The sequence below is a fragment of the Microbacterium sp. BF1 genome (assembly GCF_019279095.1).
Classification (GTDB): Bacteria; Actinomycetota; Actinomycetes; order Actinomycetales; family Microbacteriaceae; genus Microbacterium; species Microbacterium maritypicum.
Map to the genome: position 1 here is coordinate 1 of NZ_JAGYWT010000265.1, position 3358 is coordinate 3358.

The window sequence follows — 3358 nt, forward strand, 5'->3', positions numbered from 1 at the left end:
AGGCGACGCTCACGCTCGCCGACGACGATGCCGCCGCAGAGGCCGTGCACGGTCTGCGCGACACCGTGACGGAGCATCCGATCGAGGGGCTGAGCGTGCAGGTCACGGGTGGACCCGCGTTCGGTGTCGACGTCGCCTCCGCGTTCGACGGCGCCGACTTCACGCTGCTGATGGTGACACTCGGGATCGTCGCGCTGCTGCTCATCGTCACCTACCGCTCGCCCGTGCTGTGGATGATACCTCGACGATGTCGCCGCCGTCGACGATCCGTGCGGAGTGGATGACCAGCGAACCGGGCGCGGAGGAGTGGGTGATCAACGTGCGCTCCAGGGGATCTCGTCTGCGGGATGGAAGTCGATCCCCTCAGCTTTCCACAGCGGAGCGAGGGCGCCGACGCGCACGCGGAAGGACTCCCATACGCGTTCGGGCGCTTCTCTCGGCGACCAGGCGACCTCGGCCTGAGCCGCCGCACGGGGGAACACCAGCTGTTCGACCTCGCCGAGCGTGCGGGTGGTCTCGGACCAGAGCGGGGCCTCGACGCCGAGGATCGCGGCGTCCGGCACGTCGAGGACGGCTGTCGGCTCCCACTCGTAGGCGGAGCGGACGTCGATGATCCCCGCCCAGGTGAGGCCGAGGGGGAAGTCCTCCGCGTACTTCATGTCGAGGTAGGTGACGTCCGCCGCCGACATGATGAGGGCGCCTCCGCGCTCGACGAAGTGCGCGGCCTCCTCGGCATGCGTGCCCTCTGGGGTGGTCTTGCCCCAGTACTGGCCGACGGTTCCCTCGGCGATGTTCGCCGCGGATCCCATCTCATGCCAGGCCATCGGGATCTTGCCCGCTTCCACGACGATCGCGGTCGCGCGCTCGGCGAAGAGGTCGAAGTCGGCCTGGGGCGTGCCGAGGGATTCGTCGCCGCCGATGTGGATGTACGCACCCGGGGTCATCTCGGCCAGCTCATGGACGACATCGCGCACGAAGTCGTAGGTGCGCTCCTCATGGATGCGGACGCTGGAGTGGCCGACGCCCCAGCCCAGGTACGTCTCGCCGGCGACGGGTAGCGGCTGGCCGAGCCGCGCGGAATCCGCGATGAGGTTGTCGTTCAGCACCGGCGCCTCGACGAGCTCGGGGTAGGCCACACCGATCGCGTGGGTGTGACCAGGCAGGTCGATCTCGGGGATCACGATCATGTGACGCGAAGCGGCGTACGCCACGATCTCCCGGTAGTCGGCCTTGGTGTAGAAACCGCCGGGGTCGCCGCCCACCGATGTCGCGGAGGCCCGTTCCGTCAGCAGCGGCCAGGCATCGATGTGCACGCGCCACCCCTGGTCGTCGCTCAGGTGCAGGTGCAGATGGTTGAACTTGAGGGAGCTCGTGCTGTCGATGAACTTCTTCACGTCGCCGACGCCGAAGAAGTGCCGGGCCACGTCGAGCATGACGCCCCGTCGCGGGAAGCGCGGCGAGTCCGCGACATCGGCGCCGAGCAGCCCCCAGACGGAGTCGTCCTGTCGCAGCAGCTGCAGTAGCGTCTGCACGCCGTAGAAGAGCCCTGGCTCGTCGGCGCCGACGATGATCGCACGCTCGCCGATCTCGAGCGTGTACCCCTCCGGCCCCGAGGAGCCGTGGTCGATCAGCAGCTCGATCTCGCCGGAGGTCCCGTCGGAGGTGGAGAGGCGGATGCCGGTGCGGCGCTCGACCGCGTCGATCAGCTGGGCGGCAGCGGGGGAGGAGCCGTGCACACGCGTCGTCGCGGTGATCGGCATCCGTCCCTCTCGCGCGGTGGCGGACACAGGCGCTGGCACGAGCGGAAGAGGATGAGGAAGGACCATGAACAAAACCTACCCGTCGGCATCGCTCAGGGGAATGACGGAAGTCGAATCGATTCTGCGACGATCGTGGACACGCCGGCGTGCGGGGTCGTCGCATCGGCTATGCTCGTAGACGTCGCGACTGGCGTCTGGGTGGACTACCACCGGGGAGCGACTGACCACGGAATTCGACCGCGCGCCTGGGCCGATAGGAACACCCCTTTCGAATCCGTTGTCAAAGGAGCACGTCATGACCGACCGTTACTTCAACGCCCCGCTTTCCGAAGTCGACCCCGAGATCGCCGAGGTCCTGGATCGCGAGTTGACGCGCCAGCAGACCTTCCTCGAGATGATCGCCTCGGAGAACTTCGTGCCCGTCTCGATCCTGCAGTCGCAGGGCTCGGTGCTCACGAACAAGTACGCCGAGGGCTACCCCGGACGCCGGTACTACGGCGGCTGCGAAGAGGTCGACGTCGCGGAGTCCCTCGCGATCGAGCGGGCGAAAACTCTCTTCGGCGCCGAGTTCGCGAACGTGCAGCCGCACTCCGGTGCGTCGGCGAATGCGGCGGTCCTGCATGCGATCGCGCGCCCCGGCGACACCCTGCTCGGCCTGTCGCTGGACCAGGGCGGTCACCTGACGCACGGCATGAAGATCAACTTCTCCGGTCGTCTGTACGACATCGTCGCCTACGGCGTCGACCCCGAGACTTCGACGATCGATATGGCCGAGGTGCGCCGTCTCGCGATCGAGCACAAGCCGAAGGTCATCATCGCCGGATGGTCGGCCTACCCCCGCACGATGGACTTCGCGGCCTTCCGCGCGATCGCCGACGAGGTCGGTGCGCTGCTCTGGGTCGACATGGCGCACTTCGCCGGTCTGGTCGCCGCTGGTCTGCACCCGAACCCGGTGCCGCATGCCCACGTCGTCTCCTCGACCGTGCACAAGACGATCGGTGGTCCGCGCTCGGGCTTCATCCTCACCAACGACGCCGATCTCGCCAAGAAGATCAACACCGCGGTGTTCCCCGGTCAGCAGGGCGGCCCGCTCATGCACGTGATCGCCGCGAAGGCGACGGCGTTCAAGCTCGCAGCTACCCCCGAGTTCAAGGAGCGCCAGGAGCGCGTGCTGCGTGGCGCGAAGCTCATCGCGGAGCGCCTGTCGCAGCAGGATGTGAAGGACGCCGGCATCGCGGTGCGCTCTGGCGGCACCGACGTGCACCTGGTGCTGGTCGACCTGCGCGACGCCGAGATCGACGGCAAGCAGGCCGAAGACCTGCTGCACGACATCCACATCACGGTGAACCGCAACGCGGTCCCGAACGACCCGCGCCCGCCGATGGTGACCTCCGGTCTGCGCATCGGCACCCCGGCGCTCGCGACCCGCGGTTTCGGCGACACCGAGTTCACCGAGGTCGCCGACATCATTGGACCGTGTACCTCTGCGGCGACGGCGAACGGATGGCACCCGCTGTCCGCGACACCCTGACCCGCATCTACCAAGACGCCACTGACACCACTCGCGACGAAGCCGAGCAGTGGATGGACACCATCGA

The 3358-nt window shown here is 67.8% G+C and carries 2 protein-coding genes, 1 pseudogene and 1 riboswitch; of the genes and pseudogenes, 2 read left to right on the plus strand and 1 reads right to left on the minus strand.

Annotation, left to right across the window (positions count from 1 at the left end; all coding sequences use genetic code 11):
• Positions 1-242 (plus strand): annotated as a pseudogene (locus KZA10_RS10115) (MMPL family transporter); the annotation flags it as partial.
• A gap of 72 nt (positions 243-314) precedes the next feature.
• Here KZA10_RS10115 and KZA10_RS10120 read toward each other — a convergent pair.
• Positions 315-1826: a family 20 glycosylhydrolase gene (locus tag KZA10_RS10120; RefSeq protein ID WP_218682797.1), complete on the minus strand. Its 1512-nt coding sequence runs from the start codon at positions 1824-1826 to the stop codon at positions 315-317.
• A 107-nt stretch (positions 1827-1933) separates the two neighbouring features.
• Positions 1934-2018: riboswitch (ZMP/ZTP riboswitch) on the plus strand.
• Between the two features lie 37 nt (positions 2019-2055).
• Between KZA10_RS10120 and glyA the strand changes: the two genes are divergently transcribed.
• Positions 2056-3291, plus strand: coding sequence for a serine hydroxymethyltransferase (glyA, locus tag KZA10_RS10125; protein WP_218682798.1), 1236 nt, complete (start codon positions 2056-2058; stop codon positions 3289-3291).
• Positions 3292-3358 lie beyond the last annotated feature (67 nt).